At 40.8% G+C, this 14,412-nt stretch carries 17 protein-coding genes, 2 tRNA genes and 1 pseudogene; 6 read left to right on the top strand and 14 right to left on the bottom strand.

Features of this window, described 5'->3' with window-relative positions; translation table 11 throughout:
• Window positions 1-24: 24 nt before the first annotated feature.
• Window positions 25-98, bottom strand: a tRNA-Gly gene (locus AMR95_RS01970).
• Window positions 99-109: 11 nt separating this feature from the next.
• Window positions 110-186, bottom strand: a tRNA-Arg gene (locus AMR95_RS01965).
• A 370-nt stretch (window positions 187-556) separates the two neighbouring features.
• On the opposite strand from AMR95_RS01965, the gene gltP reads away from it, so the two are divergent.
• A complete protein-coding gene (gene gltP / locus AMR95_RS01960) occupies window positions 557-1,807 on the top strand; it encodes a glutamate-aspartate/proton symporter GltP (protein WP_024425437.1) in 1,251 nt (416 codons plus the stop codon).
• 35 nt (window positions 1,808-1,842) lie between these two features.
• Here the strand turns inward: gltP and AMR95_RS01955 are convergent, their stop codons facing one another.
• Both AMR95_RS01955 and AMR95_RS01950 read right to left on the bottom strand, forming a co-directional pair.
• The gene (locus AMR95_RS01955) at window positions 1,843-2,862 is read right to left on the bottom strand and encodes a S66 family peptidase (protein ID WP_058837424.1); all 1,020 of its coding nucleotides are present in this window, start codon (window positions 2,860-2,862) and stop codon (window positions 1,843-1,845) included.
• Window positions 2,863-2,940: 78 nt separating this feature from the next.
• Window positions 2,941-3,816, bottom strand: a complete 876-nt coding sequence (locus AMR95_RS01950; RefSeq protein ID WP_058837423.1) for a DMT family transporter — start codon at window positions 3,814-3,816, stop codon at window positions 2,941-2,943.
• A 297-nt stretch (window positions 3,817-4,113) separates the two neighbouring features.
• Here AMR95_RS01950 and AMR95_RS01945 point away from each other — a divergent pair, with 297 nt between their 5' ends.
• The gene (locus AMR95_RS01945; protein ID WP_058837422.1) at window positions 4,114-4,839 is read left to right on the top strand and encodes an AzlC family ABC transporter permease; all 726 of its coding nucleotides are present in this window, start codon (window positions 4,114-4,116) and stop codon (window positions 4,837-4,839) included.
• Window positions 4,836-5,162, top strand: coding sequence for an AzlD domain-containing protein (locus tag AMR95_RS01940; RefSeq protein WP_058837421.1), 327 nt, complete (start codon window positions 4,836-4,838; stop codon window positions 5,160-5,162). Before AMR95_RS01945 ends, AMR95_RS01940 begins: the two co-directional genes overlap by 4 nt.
• 38 nt (window positions 5,163-5,200) lie before the next feature.
• On the opposite strand, the gene AMR95_RS01935 is transcribed toward AMR95_RS01940, so the two are convergent.
• From AMR95_RS01935 to AMR95_RS01925, 3 genes are all read right to left on the bottom strand, one after another.
• Entirely contained in the window at window positions 5,201-5,863 is a 663-nt protein-coding gene (locus AMR95_RS01935; protein ID WP_058837420.1) for an O-methyltransferase, read from the bottom strand.
• 148 nt (window positions 5,864-6,011) lie between these two features.
• The gene (locus AMR95_RS01930) at window positions 6,012-6,197 is read right to left on the bottom strand and encodes a CsbD family protein (protein ID WP_058837419.1); all 186 of its coding nucleotides are present in this window, start codon (window positions 6,195-6,197) and stop codon (window positions 6,012-6,014) included.
• A gap of 153 nt (window positions 6,198-6,350) precedes the next feature.
• Entirely contained in the window at window positions 6,351-7,340 is a 990-nt protein-coding gene (locus tag AMR95_RS01925; RefSeq protein ID WP_058837418.1) for an aldo/keto reductase family protein, read from the bottom strand.
• A 194-nt stretch (window positions 7,341-7,534) separates the two neighbouring features.
• Here AMR95_RS01925 and AMR95_RS01920 point away from each other — a divergent pair, with 194 nt between their 5' ends.
• Both AMR95_RS01920 and AMR95_RS01915 read left to right on the top strand, forming a co-directional pair.
• Window positions 7,535-8,428, top strand: coding sequence for a LysR substrate-binding domain-containing protein (locus AMR95_RS01920; protein ID WP_058837417.1), 894 nt, complete (start codon window positions 7,535-7,537; stop codon window positions 8,426-8,428).
• A 122-nt stretch (window positions 8,429-8,550) separates the two neighbouring features.
• Window positions 8,551-9,101: pseudogene (locus AMR95_RS01915) on the top strand (GNAT family N-acetyltransferase).
• Window positions 9,102-9,105: 4 nt separating this feature from the next.
• On the opposite strand, the gene AMR95_RS01910 reads toward AMR95_RS01915, so the two are convergent.
• Window positions 9,106-9,693, bottom strand: coding sequence for a LysE family transporter (locus tag AMR95_RS01910; protein ID WP_058837416.1), 588 nt, complete (start codon window positions 9,691-9,693; stop codon window positions 9,106-9,108).
• Window positions 9,694-9,805: 112 nt separating this feature from the next.
• Here AMR95_RS01910 and AMR95_RS01905 point away from each other — a divergent pair, with 112 nt between their 5' ends.
• The gene (locus AMR95_RS01905; protein ID WP_058837415.1) at window positions 9,806-10,369 is read left to right on the top strand and encodes a helix-turn-helix domain-containing protein; all 564 of its coding nucleotides are present in this window, start codon (window positions 9,806-9,808) and stop codon (window positions 10,367-10,369) included.
• A 33-nt stretch (window positions 10,370-10,402) separates the two neighbouring features.
• On the opposite strand, the gene AMR95_RS01900 is transcribed toward AMR95_RS01905, so the two are convergent.
• The 6 genes from AMR95_RS01900 to AMR95_RS01875 all read right to left on the bottom strand — a co-directional run bounded on the left by AMR95_RS01900 (window position 10,403) and on the right by AMR95_RS01875 (window position 14,395).
• Window positions 10,403-10,696: a hypothetical protein gene (locus AMR95_RS01900; RefSeq protein WP_058837414.1), complete on the bottom strand. Its 294-nt coding sequence runs from the start codon at window positions 10,694-10,696 to the stop codon at window positions 10,403-10,405.
• 350 nt (window positions 10,697-11,046) lie between these two features.
• Window positions 11,047-12,099, bottom strand: coding sequence for an LLM class flavin-dependent oxidoreductase (locus AMR95_RS01895; protein ID WP_058837413.1), 1,053 nt, complete (start codon window positions 12,097-12,099; stop codon window positions 11,047-11,049).
• A 17-nt stretch (window positions 12,100-12,116) separates the two neighbouring features.
• Window positions 12,117-12,740, bottom strand: a complete 624-nt coding sequence (locus AMR95_RS01890; RefSeq protein ID WP_058837412.1) for a nitroreductase family protein — start codon at window positions 12,738-12,740, stop codon at window positions 12,117-12,119.
• Window positions 12,724-13,197, bottom strand: coding sequence for a MarR family winged helix-turn-helix transcriptional regulator (locus AMR95_RS01885; protein ID WP_058837411.1), 474 nt, complete (start codon window positions 13,195-13,197; stop codon window positions 12,724-12,726). The genes AMR95_RS01890 and AMR95_RS01885 overlap by 17 nt, the downstream gene beginning before the upstream one ends.
• Window positions 13,198-13,305: 108 nt before the next feature.
• Window positions 13,306-13,848, bottom strand: a complete 543-nt coding sequence (locus AMR95_RS01880; protein ID WP_058837410.1) for a dihydrofolate reductase family protein — start codon at window positions 13,846-13,848, stop codon at window positions 13,306-13,308.
• Window positions 13,849-13,933: 85 nt separating this feature from the next.
• Complete coding sequence (locus tag AMR95_RS01875) at window positions 13,934-14,395, bottom strand: TetR/AcrR family transcriptional regulator (protein WP_058837409.1); 462 nt, start codon at window positions 14,393-14,395, stop codon at window positions 13,934-13,936.
• Window positions 14,396-14,412: the final 17 nt, after the last annotated feature.

Raw genomic sequence — 14,412 nt, 5'->3', positions numbered from 1 at the left:
AGTTTTCAAAGATCATGTTCAAAATGGAGCGGGTGATGAGAATCGAACTCACGACATCAGCTTGGAAGGCTGAGGTTTTACCACTAAACTACACCCGCGTGGTTTGTATTGGCGCGCCCGAGAGGAGTCGAACCCCTAACCTTTTGATCCGTAGTCAAACGCTCTATCCAATTGAGCTACGGGCGCTTAATCAGGCGACTTAATTATCTTAACATATCGTTTTTATTAAGTCAACATCTTTTTAAAATTTGTTTGCCGCATCCGTATGAACGTCTGTGTTTCAAATACGTCATCAGCGACGAATAAAAATATACCACGGATCACATAAAAGGGTCAATACATTTTTCTAAAAAAGTTTCATGTTTTTTAAAAATTGATTTTTTCTTAGATCAATAGACATGTAATAGCCCTATTTTCTTCTCTTTCTTCATAATTCCAATGATTCTTAAATAAAATCTTTCTAAATACAAAGGAGGACAAAACATGGCCACATAGAATTTTTATTTATTGGAAAATTCTTAATATTTTTCCAAGCATTTAAAGGAGGTAGGAGATGATGAAAAAGTTTATCGCTTTTCAGATCATGATCGCTTTGGTGATAGGAGCTCTTATCGGCCATTTCTTCCCTGACTTCGGAATGGCTCTGCGGCCAATTGGAGATGGATTCATCAGGCTGATTAAAATGATCGTTGTTCCAATCGTTTTCTCTACCATTGTTATTGGTGCAGCCGGCAGCGGCGGCATGAAGAAAATGGGCAGCCTTGGATTAAAGACGATCATTTGGTTTGAGGTCATCACAACCATCGTTCTTGGGATCGGGCTATTATTGGCAAATGGTCTAAAGCCTGGCGTTGGTCTCGATTTCTCTAAATTAGCTAAGAAAGATATTGGGGAATTAGATGGTTATACTGAGAAGGTCGTTGACTTTAAACAAATGGTATTAGATATCATTCCAACCAATATCGTCGATGTTATGGCTCAGAATGATTTACTTGCTGTTATTTTCTTCGCCATATTATTTGGTGTAGCGGCAAGCGGCATCGGTAAAGCATCTGCTCCTGTTCTCACCTTCTTTGAATCAGTGGCACAAATCATGTTTAAGCTCACACAGATGGTGATGGTAACAGCACCTATTGGGGTTCTTGCATTAATGGCTGCTTCTGTCGGCCAATATGGCATTGTTTTATTAATCCCAATGATGAAGCTTGTCGGGACTGTTTTTTTAGGATTATTCATTATTCTCTTTGCTTTATTCCCTCTGGTCGCACTGATCTTCCGTTTTAACTACTTCGAAGTATTAAAAATGATTTGGGATTTGTTCCTTGTTGCCTTCTCTACTACGAGTACTGAAACTGTCCTTCCTCAATTGATGGAACGAATGGAGAAATACGGGTGTCCAAAAAGAATCGTTTCCTTCGTGATTCCATCTGGCCTTTCTCTCAATTGTGATGGATCAAGTTTATATTTATCAGTTGCATGCGTATTCCTTGCACAAGCGTTTGGTGTCGACATGAGTCTGTCACAGCAGCTTTTAATGATGCTTGTTCTTGTGTTAACGAGTAAAGGGATTGCAGCTGTGCCATCCGGTTCACTCGTTGTTCTTTTGGCTACCGCTCATGCAGTCGGTCTTCCTGCAGAAGGCGTTGCCATTATAGCCGGTGTTGACCGAATTATGGATATGGCACGAACAGGCGTGAATGTTCCAGGGCATGCCGTTGCTTGTATTGTCGTATCTAAATGGGAAAAAGTATTCCGTGAGTCAGCTTGGGAAGTTCCAAAAGCAGGTGAAGAAACAAAAGGGATGTAATGTTATATGAAGGAAAGGGGTCGCCCTTTCCTTTTTTATGCTAAAAACGTTTGCTTTAGTACGGCTTTTCCTCGAGGATGCAGCTGCACTTCTGCATATGCCCCATTAATCAGCGTCATTTGCGGCGGGACATGTCCACAATCTATATCGTAAAAAATGGGGATTTGTAGTTCCTTTTGTAATTCTTCATATACATCCTGATACTGATACCCTTCAACAGGCACATCTACTGCACTTCGCCCAAACAACATACCTGAACAGTGATCAAACCACCCTGCTAGTTTTAATTGAACAAGCGATCTCTTCACACTTGCAGCATTTAATTCGCAGTTTTCGAAATACCAAAGAATTGGTTCATCTTTTATGAATGTTTTCTGAAAAGTTTTGACGTCCCCATAAGGTGTCCCTGCTAAATGACGTATGACATCAATGCAACCACCCAGCAGTCTTCCCTTTACTATTTTTTCTTGCTGATCAACCGTATGCCATGCGGTAGGTTCTGTTAAATGAAAAACATGTTTAATCGGATCGTCACGCTGCCATTCCTTTTGATACATAGATGAAGAAAACTGACTTATGTCCATTTCCCCTTTTGTTGAAAGCACTTCTTCCCACATGACAGTCGTTTGATCAAGTTCTTCTCCTTGAAGATCTACTAGGTTCGGTCCATGCGCTGTTGCAATGCCTGTTTTTAATGTGAGCGCCAGCAGGAGTGCACTCGTATCTGAGTAACCTAGAATCCACTTTTTCTTCATCAATGAGAAATCGAGGTGCTCTAACACTTCCATAAGCAGCTGTCCTCCCCATGGCGGGATGATGTGATCAATCTCATCGCATGTCATCATGTACTGAAGTTCGTTTGCTCGTTCTATCGCAGGAGCAGATTTTGCCTTTTCCTGCTGCCAGACCGTCTCTCCACATATGACATCATAGCCTCTATTTTTCATTCGTTCACATGAAAGCTTAAACATATCATGTAAAGTTGGCTGTACACCTGAGGAAGGTGCAGTGACACCAATTGTTTGTCCTTTTTGCAAATGCGGAAATTGTATCACTCTGCTTCCCTCCAATCTCTATCTCTCTTACCCTATCCATTTTAAAGAAAATGCCCCTTTTATAAGGGACATCTCTTTTTATTCTTTTTGGCGCAGTACAGTATAGACTCCTGCAAAGATACATAGAATCCCAATGAATGAGCGTATCCCCATCTCTTCACCTAAAAGCAGCCAGCCAAGAGCTGCCCCTACGATCGGTTGAAAGAAAAAGAACAGACCGCCGCTCGAGGCATCCATCAATTGAAGCCCTCTATTCCACAAAAAGAATGCAAGGGCTGTTGAGATGATGCCTAGATAGAGAATACCGCCCCAAATCTCCGGTCTTGCCATCTGCTCCACATCTAGGTGAGGTAAACGAAATAAAGCAGGTGGTGTTAAGACAATGAATGCAATGATGATCGCATATGTGGTCGTCACCACTTGAGGGTACTTTCCTGGAACTCGTTTAAGCAAAACAGACATGAGTGCCCATGTAAAAGCAGCGATGACGAGTGAGAGACCGCCAATAAATTCATCTGTTTGCACTGCAACTGGTCCAATCATGAGCCATACACCTGCTGTAGCAAGCAGGATGGATGCGCATTTTCTAACAGTCATGGCTTCTTTTAATAGAAAGAACGCAAAAAGCACCATAAAAGCAGGGGTCGCAGATGTAATCACAGCCCCCATTTGTGCAGATGTATACATGGTGCCGATTTCTTGGGTCACAATTGATAGGAAATTTCCGATCAAACCGATCAATACAACAAGCGGGATATCTTTTTTATCTAATCGAAAGGAATAGCCCAAGCGCCATATAGTACACACAAGCACAATTCCTGCTACAGCATATCTCATCCATACAAGCTCAAGCGGCGGAACCACCGCTACTGTTACTTTGACAACGACGTACATGCCGCCCCAAATACTTGCAGCGATTGCTAGGTAAAGGGCGCCTATATATTTTTCATTCATCTTTTCCCCTCCGTTACTGGATATATTGATCGCCATATCCACAAACGGAGATCACTCTCCGTTATGGACGGAGGGTGTTTGGTACATCATGTTCAAATAAAGGCTTCCATCGCATTGTCGTCACCTCATTTGTTTTTATTTTCAGACTACTTTATAACAAATTCTGGTTGACTTCAATCCTTTTTTGTCACCATTTTTCTTCATATAATAGAAGATAAACGGGTCTTGACATGCTGAATTCGTTTTCATATAGTAATTAAAACTATAGATCGTCATGCAGAGAAGGAGTAGAGGTCGTTGGATATTGAAGCAAGGAAACATATTCCCCGCACGGAACATGAACCATTTCTCGAGGGAATAAAAGATTGTGTGCCAACCCTGCTTGGTTATATGAGTATCGGGTTTGCCTTTGGAATTGTTGGAATTAGTGCACAGTTGAGCTTATGGGACATTGCACTTCTAGCAATCTTTATTTATGCAGGTGCTTCACAGTTCATTATCTGTGCACTGCTTGTCACGGGAAGTCCCCTTTCCGCTATTATTCTCACTACATTTATTGTGAATCTGCGTCATTTATTACTCAGCCTGACGCTGGCTCCTCATTTTACACGCTACTCTTTAAAACAAAATATCGGATTCGGTCTCTTGCTGACTGATGAATCCTTTGGCGTAGCCATGAATAAATTAGCTCAGCATGGAAAGCTGAATAACCGGTGGATGCACGGACTGAACATAACGGCTTATTTATGCTGGATTGCGGCCTGCATACTTGGCGGCATTTTTGGACACTGGATTTCAAATCCTGAAGCGCTTGGTCTTGATTTCGCTTTATCAGCGATGTTTGCTGCACTGCTTGTCCTTTCGTTACAGACAGTTCCCAAAAATAAGTTAACTCATCGCCTGTCACTTGTTTTGTATATGGTCATTGCCATGTTTGTTCTGCTTCATTTCGTTCCTTCACACGTGGCTGTTCTGTTAGCCACCATGATTGTCGCAACCATTGGGGTGGTGACAGATAAATGATTACCAGCTTTATGTTATGGCTCATTGTTGGTTGTATGATCGTCACCATCATTCCAAGAGTGGTACCCTTTATATTTGTACGAAGTATTCAGCTGCCTGAAGTGGTGCTGAAATGGTTATCGTTTATTCCTATTTGTATCTTTACAGCTTTGATTGCAGAGCATCTCTTCATCCATACAACAACAGGCACAGGCGTCACTATCCATTGGATGTATCTTGCTGTCTTGACTCCCACTGTACTCATCGCTGTTTGGACAAAAAGCTTGTCACTTACTGTTCTTGTCGGCGTCATGCTGATGGGCACTGCTAGATGGTTTTTCTAAAAGAAAAAGCTTAACCACATGTGGTTAAGCTTTTTTTTTCATTTGACGATTCCGTATACAAATCCATCATAACCTTTTTCACCAACAGTTTGAATCGCTGTTGCCTCTATTCTCGGTTCTTGTTTGAGTAAATCAAAAAATTCACGAGTTCCTTGCACTCGTTCATCCCCACTAGAGTCATGAAGGACTGCTCCATTTCTGATGACATTGTCCGCAATAATGACTGTTCCCTTTTTTGAGAAATCTAACGCCCACTTTAGATATTTCGGATTGTTTGGTTTATCTGCGTCAATGAAAATCAAATCGAATGGAAGCACAGCCCTCTCTTTTAACTGAGATAACGTATCTAATGCCTTTCCTTGCAAAATGCTCACTCGTTCCGATAAGCCCGCTCTGCTGATGTTTTGCTGTGCGATTTGTACATGATGGCTGTCAGCCTCTAATGTGATGAGTTCCCCATCCTCTTCAAGAGCACGCGCCAGCCAAATAGTACTGTATCCACCAAGTGTCCCGATTTCTAAAATGCGCTTTGCATTCTTCGTTTTTGCTAATAAATAAAGCATTTTCCCTTGGGCAGGTGACACATCAATTGCTGGCAGACCTGCTTGCTTATTATGAGTAAGGGCTTGCTCCAAAACGTCATCTTTAGGAATCAACTTGTCTGTGATATACTCGTCAACTTTCTCCCACACTTGCTTCATCTCATCCATCTCCCTTGATCATATCTTCTGTTTTAAGTCTACATGATGATAGCGAGCGCGTATAATCAATTCTTTTCACACATCTATTCATTTTATTGATGAAAGACATGTCATGATGGAGACATGAAGCAGTGTCATGTTTTCGAATTTACTCGTTCAGGTGATTTTTCAAATCCCCTTTTTTATCTTGAAGTTTTCCTTTTGCTTGATCCTTTTTCCCTTCTGCTTTCAAGTTTTGATGATCCGTTGCTTCCCCAAGCTTTTCCTTGACTTGACCTTTGACTTGATTTGTTTTTCCTTTCGCTTTATCCATATGTCCTTTTTCTTCACTCATTTGTTCCACCTCCACGTTTGATACTATTCATTTAGCCTTTTTGAAAGATACAAAACATCTGAGTGTGCAATCCAAGAAACTACAGCAACATAAAAATCCAGCCGAGGTCGGCTGGCTTAAAAAATAATGATCTATAAGATAGACTTAAAAGCTTTACCCTGTTTTACTCTGATCGAACTCGACCAGATCACCTAGAATTTCGTCAATTTGATTCATCATCTCAGTTTCAATTTTCACCTCAGATGCTAAGGCATTCTCCCTCACCTGTTCTGGACTAGAAGCACCGATAATTGCTGCAGAAACGTTCTGATTTTGCAGTACCCATGCTATCGCAAGCTGAGCGAGAGTAAGATCAACCTCTTGTGCGACGGGCTTAAGCTTTTGGATCGTCTCTAAGGTGCTATTATTCATCCAGCGTTGAGCAAGGTTTTTAAAAAAAGGTTTTCCAGCAGTTGAGTTAGCACGCGAATTAGTCGGAAGTGATTTTCCTGGGAGATACTTTCCAGTGAGGATTCCCTGGGCCAAAGGCGACCATACTACCTGGCCAAGTCCTTCACGCTGGCAGGTCGGTATTACATCACTTTCAATGATTCTCCATAACATGGAGTATTGAGGTTGGCTGGCGATTAGGGGGACATTTAGCTCTCGTGCAAGCGCTGCCCCTCGAGTAATTTGTTCTGCTGTCCACTCACTTACACCAATATAGTTTACTTTACCCTGTCTTACTAGATCTGCGAAAGCTAACATCGTTTCTTCCAGAGGTGTAGTTGGATCAAACCTGTGTGCATAGTAAATATCAATATAATCCGTTTGTAAACGCCGCAAAGAGGCATGACAGTTTTCCAAAATATGCTTGCGTGATAATCCTCTATCATTTTTCCCAGTACCGGTTGGATGACATACTTTTGTACATAGTTCAATGCTCTCCCGCCGAATCCCTTTTAAAGACCTGCCTAGTATCTCTTCAGCCTTGGTGTCTGAATAAACATCGGCAGTATCAAACGTCGTAATACCCACATCAAGAGCAGCTTTCACACAATCATGGGCAGTTTCCTCATTTATCTTACCACCATGATTAATCCAATTTCCGTATGCGAGTTTACTAATTGTTAATCCACTATTTCCAAGTTTACTATACTCCATAACAATGTCCTCCTTTGAAAGAATACTTTCATTATAAAAAGAGGATATTAATATGTATAATATATATATTCAGATAATTATATATATATTTTATATATTTAAAATATTTCCATTAAAAAAGCGCAAAACTGTTTGATAACAATCATTTGAAATCATTTTACAATAAGCAAGTATGAAATAGGGGGGGCTTAAAAATGGATCTGAGACAAATACGTTATTTTATAATGGTTGCTGAAGAACTAAATTTTAGCCGGGCAGCTGAACGTCTTAAAATGGCACAGCCTCCATTAAGTCAAGAAATCCGAAAATTAGAAGAAGAGTTAGGTGTTACGCTTTTTCATAGAACGAGAAGACAGGTTGAACTTTCAGATGCGGGGAGAGTATTTTTAGAAGAAGCCCGCCGTACGCTCCTTCAAGTAGATAGAACGATTAACGCAACACAACTTGCAGATGACGGTAGAATAGGTCATTTAACGATCGGTTTCGTTGATTCTACTGATATTGTGATTGATATTATTAAAAGGTTTCGAGAAAGTTTCCCTAATATCCATCTTGTCTTATGTGAAATGGCTTCAGAACAGCAGTTAAAGGCACTATATAAGAAAGAAATTCAAATTGGATTTATTCGTTCTAACCAAAATAATAAGATACTCGCCTCAGAAATTTGTTGTGAGGAATCATTAAGCTTGGTTTTGCCAGAAAATCATCCTTTAGCTTCGTTTTCCAAAGTTCCAATTCATTTATTAGCCAATGAACCATTTATCATGTTTCCACGTCATCTAGGTGCAGCATTTTATGATTTAATTATCAGCTACTTTTGGGAAAATAGCATAAGTTTAAACGTAGTTCAGGAAGCTATTCAAATGCATACGATTGTGAATTTAGTTGCTGCAGGAATGGGAATCTCTGTCGTCCCATCCTCAGTAGAAAGCGTAAAACGCTCAGGGGTTGTTTATAGAAAAATCCAAGAAACTACGCCAAAAGTAAATTTATATGTTTCATGGAGACAAGATGAAACATCAACCGTCGCTGAGCACTTTTTAACAGTTGTGAGAGAAGCTTATTTAAGTTCTCAGTCTAAATCATGAGTATCCAGCCTGAGCCAGCTGGATTAAAAAATAATGATCTATAAGACAGGCTTAAAAACTTCCACCTGCTATGTACACGTTTCAGGTATGATAGACATAACGAAAAGAAATGTTGGTGTTCTATGATTATCGCTGAAAACTTATTCACCGTTCGTGACTTGACCTATCGTATTCGGTCTGCTGCAATCGGCGATGCCTAGCAATTATCAGCGCTCAGACTGAAAATCGATGGTGAAACAGAATATTTAGACCGTGAACAAGGCGAAGCCTTTCTTGATGAAAAAGCATTTGAGGCTTTGATTCAAGAGGATACCAAGCAAAGCCGGCATTTATTTTGGTCGCTGCTATTGAAGGAAAGATTGTCGGTTTTTCAAGATGCGAGGGCCATTCACTCAAGCGCTCTGCTCACAAAGTGACATTTGGCGTCGCCATCCAGAAAGATGCTTGGGGCTATTACATTGGGAAAGAGCTTTTAGCTGCTTCAATTGACTGGGCAGATCAGCAGGGGATTCAGAAGATGTCTCTTCATGTGCTTGAAACGAACAAAAAAGCCATCCGGTTATATGAGAAACATGGCTTTTTGATTGAAGGTGTATTAAAAAACGATAAACGGCTGGGTGACGGATTATATTATGATACTGTTGTGATGGGCAGGCAGCGGCCAAGTTCCTGACCGCTTACATCACATAGCCCCATATCATCGAAATTGCACTGTATATCAGAAGCATCCCCATCACATACTGGAACGGTCTTTCATAAGCAGTCAAAAAGCGCTTATACAAAGAGCCAAATAAGCTCCAGCTGAATGTACCGAGAAAACCAATAAGTGCGAGAATCAGCGTCCATATGACATACTGCATATTAGATTGTCCATATGGCAAAACAAATGTTGAAATCACAGTCAATCCATACAAGATCGCTTTTGGGTTGATAAATTGCAGCATCATACCAGGGATAAAATGATTGTAGCGATCAAGTGTTTCGTCATCACCGCCTTTACTTTTCATGATTTTGACCGCTAAATAAATCATGTATGCGGCTCCGATGAACGCCATGACCCAGCCTATTTTCGGCATCACTTGATAAAGAATGATATTAAAGAAGCAGCTCAAACACAAAATAACGAGAAATCCGATACCCACACCTAAACAAAATCGAAATGTTTGCTTGACCCCATATTTATTCGTAAAGACCATGGCCATGATGTTGTTTGGACCTGGGGTAAAGCTGCTAACAAAAGCATAGATCAACATAGATACAATCAAGATGCCGCCCCCCTTATACGTTATTTAGACTTTAATTACTTTATTACGTATATTACGTTTTATTGTAACGTTCGGTCTTTATAAAGTAAATAAAGAGAAAGGAGCTTTTTTCATGGAAGACGTACAATCGATTATTTCTAAAAACGTGAGGCTTCTTAGAGATCAAAAAAAATTAAGCCTCGAAAAGATGGCAGAATTAACTGGTGTCAGCAAGACGATGATTGGACAAATTGAAAGAGGAGAATCAACCCCTACCATCACGACTTTATGGAAAATCGCCAACGGATTAAAAGTATCTTTTAGTGAGCTCATTTACGCACCACAGCCTGAAATCAAGGTGGTACGCAAGGAGGATGCACAGGTTTTAACTGAGGACGACGGTCGTTATCGTGTGTACACGACGTTTCCTTTCGATGACCGGGGGAAATTTGAAATGTACCGAGTAGAAATTGACCAAGGCGGATCACTTCGTGCGACTGAACACATTGGGGGAACGGAGGAATTGATCACTGTTTTTGAGGGAGTCCTTGATTTATCCATTGGTGATGAACAATACACCTTAAAAGCCGGAGACTCAATTCGTTTTAAAGCGGATCGGACGCACACGTATAAACAAACTGGAGAACAAATGGTACGGATGCAAATGATTCTTTATTATCCTCAAGAAAAAAGCTGACAGGCTTGTCCATCTGTCAGCTTTTTGTTTTATTTAATTAAATCCCGGATCGCGTACAACCGTTCCAGTAAATGTGACTCTATATTTTCCTAATCCTAACTCTTCAATAGATGTTCGTTTTAAAATGCCGACCCAGCCATCCAGTGCATATACAATACTGTCTGGGATGTTTGATGTCGTATATGTTCTTGTTTCTGAGACAGTTCGACTCGCTTGAACTGTTACTCCACTGTTTGTTTGCTCCTTTGCTTCCACTGGAGCAGTTGTGACCCCAGCACCCGTTAAGACAATTGCTCCAACCAAAACAGAAGATATGACCTTTTTCATAAAAAAATCCCTCCCTTTTTTGTTGAACGTATAAACTATACCATAATTTAGAACTTTTGTAAGTTTATTTTTTCATTTTTTTGAAAATTATGATATCATTGTCTTATACTGGATAGAGTGTGTTACATACTTCTATGCTTTTGTCCTCATCTCAATCTAGTGAAACAATTGTGAACGGAGGTGATTTCATGAAAAAATGGCTCATCTGTTTTCAAATTGTTTTCCTCTTCACCTTGGCGATCACACCAATTGCTTCTGCTGCTAAATGTCCTACAGTAAAACCATGTATCACTGATCCTTAAGCATAAGAAAAGGCCGATCAAGCCTATTCTCTTGATCGGCCTTTTTATTTATTTTTGCTCTGCTTCCCAGCGGGCAACCTCTTCTCTTACTTTAGGAGCCACTTCTTTTCCAAATAGCTCAATGGCTTTTAGCACTTGATCATGCGGCATTGAACCAACCGGTACATGAAGCATAAAACGTGTGATGCCTACATTTTTTCTAAGATGAATGACTTTCTCTGCCACCGTATCTGCATCTCCTACATATAGCGCACCTTCTAAAGTTCTCGCTGCGTCAAACGTAGAACGAGTATAAGGTCCCCAGCCTCGCTCTCTCGCTAATGTGTTCATCACATGCTGTGTGGATGGGAAAAATTGATCTGCTGCCAGCTCTGTTTCTGCCGCAACAAATCCATGAGAATGTGATGCTACAGTTAATTTTTCAGGGTCATGCCCAGCGTGCACTGCCGCTTGCTTGTACAGCTGAACGAGCGGTGCGAACTGTCTTGGACTTCCGCCAATGATGGCAAGTACAAGCGGTAATCCTAATAATCCAGCACGTACGACGGATTCACGGTTTCCTCCACTGCCGATCCAGATCGGAAGCGGATCTTGAACAGGTCTTGGGTATACCCCAACATCCTGAATGGCTGGGCGATGCTTGCCGCTCCATGTAACACGCTCTGACTGCTGCAACTTCAACAGCAAATCAAGCTTTTCTTCAAATAATTCTTCATAGTCATCAAGGTCATAGCCAAAGAGCGGGAATGATTCAATAAATGAACCACGGCCTGCCATAATTTCTGCACGTCCGTTTGATAGTCCATCTAGCGTTGCAAAATCCTGAAATACACGTACAGGATCTGCTGATGAAAGGACTGTCACTGCACTTGTCAGACGAATATTTTTTGTTTGTGTTGCTGCAGCCGCTAAGACGACAGCTGGATTCGATGCGGCGAAATCCTCACGGTGATGCTCACCTACGCCAAATACATCGAGACCGACTTGATCTGCTAAAATAATTTCTTCTACTACTTCTCGAATACGCTGTGCATGACTGACTGTTTTTCCTGTTTGAAAATCAGGTGTTGTTTCGACAAATGTACTAATTCCTAGTTCCATGATTGGAACCCCCTATCTTATAAATATGTCACAAATTCAGAAACTGGCTTTCTATAACCTCTCGCTTGTCTGCTCTCTACTTTTTCTTTTCCAAGTGTAATCATTAACACAGGAACCAAATCTGATTGAATGTTTAATACCTTTTTCATTGCTTCGGGATCAAAACCGATCATCGGGCAAGTATCCCAGCCTTTATTTTTAGCGGCAAGCATAAACAGCATGGCAGATAAGGAAGCATTTCGGATCGCTTCTTCCTTCTGGAAATCTGCCCCTCTCTGCTCATAAAAGCTCACGGTCTCTCTGACCATTTCTTCATATTGCTGCTTATTTAAAATGCCTAGCATTTTCAGGCCTTCATATATGTCCCCAGCGTGCTCATAAGCGTTTGGATCTCCGAGTACGATGATCGCTGCTGAAGCAGAGTGCACTTTATATTGTCCAAATGCCGCTTCTCTTACTTGTTCTTTCAGCTCTTCTGTTTGGACGACAACATATTGTGTGTGCTGTAAGTTAAAAGCAGATGGTGCGAGCTTGACCTCTTCAAATATGCTGTTAAGCTCTTCTCTCGAAATCGAGATATTTGGCAAAAAATTTGATGCGGATCGTCTTTCACGTACCAATGTATCAAAGCTGAGTGTCATCTTGTTTCCCCTTTTCGCGAAGTTGTTTTGCACCTAAACCGATTTGTTTTAGTAATTCAATCAGCTGCTCTTTTTCTTCTTTTTCAATAAAGGATAGATTTTGCGAAATGACCTCTGTGTGTTTAGGGAAAATGTCGTCAAACAATTGCTTCCCTTTTTCCGTAAGCTGTACATGGAATACCCGCTTATCTGAAGGCGCACATTGCCTTTTCACCAGTTCTTGTTTTTCTAGTTTGTTCACGACATATGTCATGCTTCCACTTGGGATTGACAAGATGTCGCTGATTTTTTGAACAGGCTGAGGCCCTTTACTGTAGAGCAATTCAAGGATCTGAAAGTTTTCAAATCCGATATCATAACGTTCAATGTCTTTTTGGATATTTGTAAAAAGGGCTTGATAGGCTTTCATCCATACGCGGAATAGCCTTAAATCTAATTCATGATCATGCTGCACCATGGCAACTACTCCTTTTTCAAGAAATCCTAAAACTAGGATAAATTTATCCTAACACTAGGATATTTTCTTGTCAATGAGTTTGTTTCATGAAAAAAAGACCACCTTGGTTCAGTGGTCCTCTTCTTTTAAGGTGAAATGCATTTCAGCAATTTGTTTATATTGATGTACTTCCTGTAATGAAAACTTGGATTCCAGATCCGCCGGCGAAAACAGAGGAATTCCTCTTCCAATGATGACAGGTACGATTTGAAGAAAAAGCTCATCCACCAATCTTTCTTTTATGAAAGATTGAAGCAATCCCCCGCCGCCGACAATCCAAATATTCCGGCCTGTTTCATTCTTTAATTTTTTCACAAATGATAAGACATCTTCGCGAATGATATGGGTTCCTTCCAGACTGTCTTGTAACGTACGTGACATGATATAACATGTCTTTCCTTCATAAGGAAACTCATCTGGTGACAGCTGAAGAACTTGTTCATATGTATTGCGCCCCATGATCAGTGTATCGACTGACGCATAAAAGGTGTCGTAGCTCGTTTCATCTTCACCCTCTGTCCCTATTAGCCAATCGAGCCGGTGATCCTCTCTCGCTAAATATCCATCGATACTCATCGCCCCATAAAAAAGCAGTTTCCTTTTCTCACTCAATCCCACCACTCCCTTACTTCAAATAAGAACATATATTCTATTTTATCAAAAAGGAAAGACAAAGGCTACATAACTTTCTCCCTTTTTACGATTCCTGTTCCACCTTGACGAGAAGCTCGTATAATTTATGCGCGAGCTTGCCGGCATCAATAGTCATTTCTTCATGAATCCATTCCTCGAGTACCCCCACGACACCAGACACGACAAAAGAGGCCTCTATTTGTTCATTCTCTGTAATAGGACGCTGATCAAGCTGCCACTCTTTCATGATTTTTTCTTTGAAAAAGGCTTTGAATTGATTGGTCGTTGGACCATTTGGTTTTACAAATAACGTCAACATATACTGATTCTCTTTCAAGTATTCAGTCGTTTTGTTTAAAAAGGAAAGCATATCAAGAGGGTCCTGACTTGGAAAGGTTCCCCTGCCTAAATCCGCTTTCCTTGATAGCTCTGATACCGTAATCTGCTGCACTTCCTTTTCCTTTAACAGCTCAAGGAAGCTTTCCCGAATGGCTCTTTTTGTTTTGATCGTTCGTCTGTCCTTCATAAAATCCCCTCCGTTTT

Origin of the sequence: Bacillus sp. G1(2015b), from assembly GCF_001482475.1 — a bacterium.
GTDB lineage: Bacteria > Bacillota > Bacilli > Bacillales > Bacillaceae > Bacillus > Bacillus safensis.
Note: the sequence above shows the minus strand (reverse complement) of the source record. Positions and strands in the feature narration are given on the sequence as shown.

What these genes read in the sequence shown, in the direction of transcription:
- AMR95_RS01925 (WP_058837418.1), bottom strand. Translation starts at nt 7,340, where the DNA reads ATGGAGTATAGTAAACTTGGAAATAGTGGATTAACAATTAGTAAACTC.
- AMR95_RS01935 (WP_058837420.1), bottom strand. Translation starts at nt 5,863, where the DNA reads ATGAAGCAAGTGTGGGAGAAAGTTGACGAGTATATCACAGACAAGTTG.
- AMR95_RS01885 (WP_058837411.1), bottom strand. Translation starts at nt 13,197, where the DNA reads ATGGTGCAGCATGATCATGAATTAGATTTAAGGCTATTCCGCGTATGG.
- AMR95_RS01920 (WP_058837417.1), top strand. Translation starts at nt 7,535, where the DNA reads ATGGATCTGAGACAAATACGTTATTTTATAATGGTTGCTGAAGAACTA.
- AMR95_RS01890 (WP_058837412.1), bottom strand. Translation starts at nt 12,740, where the DNA reads ATGACACTCAGCTTTGATACATTGGTACGTGAAAGACGATCCGCATCA.
- AMR95_RS01940 (WP_058837421.1), top strand. Translation starts at nt 4,836, where the DNA reads ATGATTACCAGCTTTATGTTATGGCTCATTGTTGGTTGTATGATCGTC.
- AMR95_RS01930 (WP_058837419.1), bottom strand. Translation starts at nt 6,197, where the DNA reads ATGAGTGAAGAAAAAGGACATATGGATAAAGCGAAAGGAAAAACAAAT.
- gltP (WP_024425437.1), top strand. Translation starts at nt 557, where the DNA reads ATGAAAAAGTTTATCGCTTTTCAGATCATGATCGCTTTGGTGATAGGA.
- AMR95_RS01895 (WP_058837413.1), bottom strand. Translation starts at nt 12,099, where the DNA reads ATGGAACTAGGAATTAGTACATTTGTCGAAACAACACCTGATTTTCAA.
- AMR95_RS01875 (WP_058837409.1), bottom strand. Translation starts at nt 14,395, where the DNA reads ATGAAGGACAGACGAACGATCAAAACAAAAAGAGCCATTCGGGAAAGC.
- AMR95_RS01905 (WP_058837415.1), top strand. Translation starts at nt 9,806, where the DNA reads ATGGAAGACGTACAATCGATTATTTCTAAAAACGTGAGGCTTCTTAGA.
- AMR95_RS01950 (WP_058837423.1), bottom strand. Translation starts at nt 3,816, where the DNA reads ATGAATGAAAAATATATAGGCGCCCTTTACCTAGCAATCGCTGCAAGT.
- AMR95_RS01900 (WP_058837414.1), bottom strand. Translation starts at nt 10,696, where the DNA reads ATGAAAAAGGTCATATCTTCTGTTTTGGTTGGAGCAATTGTCTTAACG.